The sequence below is a fragment of the Streptomyces sp. NBRC 109706 genome (genome assembly GCF_000974485.1).
Taxonomy (GTDB): Bacteria; Actinomycetota; Actinomycetes; order Streptomycetales; family Streptomycetaceae; genus Streptomyces.
In genome coordinates, this window is record NZ_BBOM01000004.1 from 322799 (window position 1) to 329308 (window position 6510).

A 6510-nucleotide genomic window follows, 5' to 3' on the forward strand; every position below is an offset into this window, starting at 1 on the left:
CGCTATCTGAAGAAGATGGCCGGCGATCTCAACGACACCAGGGCGCGGCTGCGGAAGTTCGAGGACCAGGCCGGAGAGCCCCTGGCCATCGTCGGGATGAGCTGCCGCTATCCGGGCGGGGTGACGTCCCCCGACGAGCTGTGGCAGCTGGTGGCCGACGGACGCCATGGCATCGCCGAGTTCCCCGAGGACCGGGGCTGGGACGTGGAGAACCTCTACGACCCGGACCCGGACCACCCCGGCACCGCCTACACCAGGGGTGGCGGGTTCCTGGAGCGGGTCGCCGACTTCGACGCGGACTTCTTCGAGGTGTCGCCGCGTGAGGCGCTGGTGATGGACCCGCAGCAGCGGCAGTTGCTGGAGTCGGCGTGGGAGGCGTTCGAGGACGCCGGTATCGATCCGACGTCTCTGCGTGGCAGCGATACGGGCGTCTTCTGCGGTGTCATGTATCAGGACTACGGGTTTGTCGCCGGCCAGAGCGACCGCCGGCCCGAGATCGAGGGTTATCTGACGATCGCCTCGGCGGGCAGCGTCGCGTCCGGTCGGCTCAGCTACACCTTTGGCTTCGAGGGGCCCGCGGTCTCCGTCGACACGGCCTGCTCCTCGTCGCTGGTCGCCATCGATCTGGCCGCCAAGTCGCTGCGGGCGCGGGAGTGTTCACTGGCCCTGGTGGGCGGGGTGACGGTCCTGGCGCGGCCCAATGTCTTTGTCGAGTTCAGCCGGCAACGCGGGGTCGCCGTCGACGGCCGCTGCAAGTCCTACGCGTCGGCGGCCGACGGGGTGGGCTGGGCCGAGGGCGTCGGCCTCCTGGTGCTGGAGCGCCTGTCGGACGCGCGCCGCAACGGGCACCAGGTGCTGGCCGTGGTGCGGGGCAGCGCGGTCAACCAGGACGGGGCGAGCAACGGTCTCACCGCGCCCAACGGACCGTCGCAGGAACGGGTGATCCGCGCCGCGCTGGCCAACGCCGAACTGGGCCCGGCCGATGTGGACGTCGTCGAGGGGCATGGCACCGGGACGCCGCTGGGCGACCCGATCGAGGCCCAGGCGCTGCTGGCCACCTACGGCCGGGAACGCGCGGACGGCCCGCTCCGCCTCGGGTCGGTGAAGTCCAATATCGGCCACACCCAGGCCGCCGCCGGGGTGGCCGGCATCATCAAGATGGTCATGGCGATGCGGCACGGGCTGCTGCCCCGCACCCTGCATGTGGACGAGCCGTCGCGGCATGTGGACTGGGACGCCGGCGAGGTCAGGGTGCTGACCGAGGCCGAGCCCTGGCCCGCCGACGAGGGGCGGCCGCGCCGGGCCGGGGTGTCCTCGTTCGGCGTCAGCGGCACCAACGCGCATGTGATCATCGAGGAGGCACCGGCCGAGGAGCCCGCCGAGGCCGACGACCCGACCGACACCGATGGACTGTCGACGCCGCCGGTCACGCCGAGGGTGCTGCCCGCCGTGCCGGTGCTGCTCTCGGCTCGGGGCGATGCCGCGCTGCGCGAGCAGGCCGACCGGCTGCGCGCCCTGCTGATCGCCCGCCCGGAGACCGCCTGGCTGGATATCGCCTTCTCCCAGGCCACCACCAGGGCCCATCTGGAGCAGCGGGCCGCGGTCGTCGCGGCTGACCGGGGGGAGTTGCTGACCGGGCTGGCCGCGCTCTCCAAGGCCGAGCCCTCCCCGAATGTGCTGGAGGGCGATGTCGCCGGCGGCAAGGCCGTCTTCGTCTTCCCGGGGCAGGGCGCCCAGTGGGACCGGATGGCCGTCGAACTCCTCGACACCGCACCGGTGTTCGCCGAGGAGATCGCCGCCTGTGAGGCCGCCCTGGCGCCCCATGTCGACTGGCGGCTTGAGGATGTGCTGCGCGGCGTGGACGGCGCGCCGTCGCTGGAGCGGGTCGACGTGGTGCAGCCGGCGCTGTTCGCCGTGATGGTGTCCCTGGCCCGGCTCTGGCGCTCCCACGGCGTGCGGCCGACGGCCGTCCTGGGGCACTCCCAGGGCGAGATCGCCGCCGCCTATGTGGCGGGCGGGCTGTCCCTGGAGGACGCCGCCCGGATCGTCGCCCTGCGCAGCCGCGCCGTGCGGGAACGCCTCGCCGGGGACGGCGGGATGGTGTCCGTCGCCCTTCCGGTGGACCAGGTGGAGGCGCGGATCGAGCCCTATGCGGGCCGGGTGTCGGTCGCCGCCGTCAACGGCCCGGCCGCCGTGGTCGTCGCCGGTGAACCCGCCGCGCTCGACGAGCTGTTGGCTGGCTGCGAACGGGACGAGATCCGCGCCCGCCGGGTCCCCGTCGACTACGCCTCGCACTCCCCTCAGGTGGAGGCGATCGAGGACGAGCTGCTGCGGCTGCTGGCGCCGATCGCGCCACGCTCGGGGGAGATCCCCTTCTACTCGACGGCCCGTGGCGAGTTTGTCGACACCGCCCAACTGGACGCCGCCTACTGGTACGCCAACCTCAGGGGACGCGTCGGCTTCGAACCGGCCGTGCGCGCCCTGATCGAGAACGGCACCAACTGCTTTGTCGAGGTCTCCCCGCACCCGGTGCTGCGGATGGCCGTGGAGGACACCGCCCTGGCGGTCGACGCCGCCGACCACGTCCGGAGCGTCGGCTCGCTCCGCCGCGACGAGGGCGGCCTGGCCCGGTTCGCCAGCTCCCTCGCCGAAGCCCATGTGGCGGGCGTCGACATCGACTGGGCCGGGTTCTACGCCGGCACCGGCGCCCAGCGCGTCGCGCTGCCCACCTACCCCTTCCAGCGGCAGCGCTACTGGCTGTCGCCCGGCGCGCTGGCCGGCGACCCGGCCGCCGCCGGCCTCGGCCGACTCGAACACCCGCTGCTGCCGGCCGCCGTTCAGGTCGGGGACCGGGACGAATGGGTCCTCGCCGGCCGGGTCACCCAGGAGAGCGCGCCCTGGCTGCGCGACCACGCCGTCTTCGGCACGGTCATCGTCCCGGGCGCCGCCCTGGTCGAGCTGGTGCTGACGGCCGGACGGCAGGCGGGCAGCCCGGTCGTCGACGAACTGGTGCTTGAGGCCCCGCTGGTGCTCCCGGACGAGGAGGCGGCCCGCCAACTCCAGGTCACCGTGGCCGCGCTCGGCGAGGACGGCCGCCGCGAGGTGGCGGTCTTCTCCCGCGCCGAGGGCGGCGACGAGGGCACGCGGGACGCGGTGTGCCATGCGCGCGGCTGGCTGCTCTCGGACGAGGGCGCCGCGTCGCCCTGGACCGTCGGCGGCGGGGCCTGGCCGCCGGCGGGTGCCGAGGCGGTGCCGGTCGATTCGCTGTACGGGCGGCTGGCGGACCTGGGCTACGAGTACGGCCCGGTGTTCCAGGGCGTGAGCGCGGCCTGGCGGCTCGGCGAGGAGATCTTCACCGAGGTCGGGCTGCCGGACGGGATCGCGGTCGACGGATTCGCGCTGCATCCGGCGCTCTTCGACGCGGCCCTGCACGGCGGGCTGTTGGAGAAGGAGGCGGGTTCGTCCGCCGATCTGCCGTTCTCCTGGTCCGGGGTGCGGTTGAACGACACGGGCGCCGCCACACGGCTGCGGGTGCGGATAGCCCCCGCCGGCGAGTCCGCAGGGACGGCAGCGGTGCGCCTCGACGCGGTGGACGAGACGGGGCTTCCGGTCCTGAACGTCACCGCGATCACCCAACGCCCCATCGACCCGGCCCAGTTGGAATCCGCCGGACGCGGCAGGTCCAGCTCGCTCTACCAGCTCGACTGGATCCCGGTGACGCTGTCGGGCGCCTCGGGCCGGGTGGCACTGCTGGGCGAGGTGGCCGGCGACGACGGCGAACGGTTCGCCGATCTGGCCGCGCTGAACGAGGCGTTGGCGGCCGGCGGCGAGGTCCCCGAGGTGGTGGTCGCCGAGGTGCCGGCGCCCGGCGGGGATCTGGTGTCGGGCGCGCGGTCGGTGGCCGAGCGGACGCTGTCGCTGGTCCAGTCGTGGCTGGCCGACGAACGGCTCGCCGAGGCACGCCTTGTGGTCGTGACACGCGGCGGGATCGCCGTCGGCGACGAGCTGGTGGATGTGGCGGTGGCTCCGGTGTGGGGTCTGGTGCGGAGTGCTCAGTCGGAGCATCCGGGCCGGTTCCTGCTGGTGGACGTGGATCCCACCGCCGACGCGGACGCCGACTGGTCCGCCCTGGCGGCCTCGGACGAACCGCAGTTGGCGCTGCGGAACGGCCGAGGAGCCCTGGCTCCCCGGCTGGGCCGCGCCGAGGCGCCGAAGGTGTCGAGCGGCGCGCCCTGGCGGTTGGGGTCGACGGCCAAGGGCTCGCTGGAGAACCTGTCGATCATCGGCTCTGACGGCGGCCGCGCCCTGGGGACGAACGAGGTGCGGATCGGTGTGCGCGCCGCCGGACTGAACTTCCGCGATGTGCTGATCGCCCTGGGCCTCTACCCGGGCGAGGCGCCGCTGGGCAGCGAAGCGGCGGGTGTGGTGCTTGAGGTGGGTTCCGGAGTCGACGATCTGGCGGTGGGGGACCGGGTCTTCGGCCTGATTCTGGACTCCTTCGGCTCCGTCGCGGTGGCCGACCGACGGATGGTCGTGCCGATACCGGAGACCTTCTCCTTCGTCGAGGCCGCCGCCATTCCGGTGGTGTACCTGACGGCCTACTACGGGCTGGTCGACCTGGCCGGACTGCGCCGGGGCGAGCGACTGCTGGTGCATGCCGCCGCCGGTGGTGTCGGCATGGCGGCGGTGGGCCTGGCACGCCATCTGGGCGTGGAGGTCTTCGCCACCGCGAGCAAGGCCAAATGGGATGCCGTAAGGGAGTTGGGCATTCCGGAGGGGCGGATCGCTTCGTCCCGTGATCTGTCGTTCAAGGACGCGTTCCTCGGCGCGACGGACGGCGCCGGCGTCGATGTGGTGCTCAACGCGTTGGCCGGCGAGTTTGTGGACGCGTCGCTCGATCTGCTGCCGCGCGGCGGCCGGTTCATCGAAATGGGCAAGGCCGATCTGCGGGACGCGGACGTCATCGCCGACGAACGGCCGGGGGTGACCTACCGCTCGTATGACCTCTTCGAGGCGGGCCCCGAACGCATTCAGGAGATGCTGCTGGAGATCGTGTCGCTCTTCGAGTCCGGGGAGTTGGCGCATTCCCCGGTCCGACGCTGGGATGTGCGGCGCGGCCGGGAGGCGTTCCGTTTCCTCCGTGAGGGGCTGAACGTCGGAAAGGTGGTGCTGACCGTTCCCGTCCCGCTGGGCGAGGCCGGCGGCACCGTGCTGGTCACGGGCGGCACCGGCGGGTTGGGCGCGTTGTTCGCCCGCCATCTGGTGGCCGAACACGGCGTGCGGGACCTGCTGTTGGTCAGCCGACGCGGTCCGGCGGCGGAGGGCGCCGACAAGCTGGTCACCGAGCTGGAGGGCCTGGGCGCCCAGGTGCGGCTCGCCGCCTGCGATGTCTCCGACCGCGAACAACTGGCGGCGCTTCTCGCCTCGTTGGACGGCCGGCTCAGCGGAGTCGTGCACTCGGCGGGTGTGTTGGACGACGGCCTCGTCGAGTCGCTGACCCCCGAACGGCTGGCCCGGGTGCTGCGGCCCAAGCTGGACGCCGCCGTCCATCTGCATGAACTCACCGCCGGAATGGAGCTGTCGGCCTTTGTGCTGTTCTCCTCCGTCGCCGCGATGATCGGCAGCCCCGGGCAGGGCAACTACGCCGCCGCCAACGCGTTCCTCGACGCCCTGGCCGCGCGGCGCCGCGCCGACGGGCTGCCGGCCACCTCCCTGGCCTGGGGCCTGTGGGCCGACGCGACCGGCATGACCGGCGAACTCGGCGAGGCCGAACTGGCCCGCCTGGAACGGATGGGCGTCAGCGCCCTGACCAACGACCAGGGCCTGGACCTCTTCGACGAGGCCCAGCAGCTCGACGAGGCCCTGCTCGCCCCGGTCCGCCTGGACCTCGCCGCGCTCCGCGCCCAGGCAAGGGCCGGGATGCTGGCCCCGCTGCTGCAGGGCCTGGTGAAGATGCCGGCCCGCCGCGTCGAGTCGGCGGCGGGCGGTTCGCTGGTGCAACGACTGACCGGAACACCACAGGAGGAGTGGGAGACCGTGGCCCTCGACCTGGTGCGGGCGCAGGTCGCCTCCGTACTGGGCCACGCCACGGCGGACGCCGTCGCGCCCGACCGCGCCTTCAAGGAGCTGGGCTTCGACTCGCTCGCCGCCGTCGAACTCCGCAACCGGCTCAGCCAGACCACCGGCCTGCGGCTGCCCACCACCCTGATCTTCGACCACCCGAACCCGACCGCCGTCGCCCGCTATCTGGTCCCGGCCGCCATGCCGGGAGCGACCACAACCGTTCAACAGCGGTCGGAAGAAGACGAGATCCGCGAGGCGTTGGCGTCCATCCCGATCAGCCGACTGACCAGGGCGGGACTCCTCGAAACGCTGCTGGAACTGGCCAAGGGCGATACCGAGGCCCCCGAGGCGGACCAGAACGAAGCCGAGTCCATCGACGAGATGGACGCCGAGGCCCTGATCCGGATGACCCAAGAGGACATGGCATGAGCACAGTTGAGAACGCGG

1 protein-coding gene is annotated in these 6510 nt (G+C 72.8%); it reads left to right on the forward strand.

From position 1 onward, the window contains the following. The first annotated feature begins 120 nt into the window (after window positions 1-120). Window positions 121-6492 carry a type I polyketide synthase gene (locus AOM46_RS01295; protein ID WP_370592635.1) on the forward strand — a complete coding sequence of 2124 codons (6372 nt, stop codon included), beginning with the start codon at window positions 121-123 and terminating at the stop codon, window positions 6490-6492. Window positions 6493-6510: the final 18 nt, after the last annotated feature.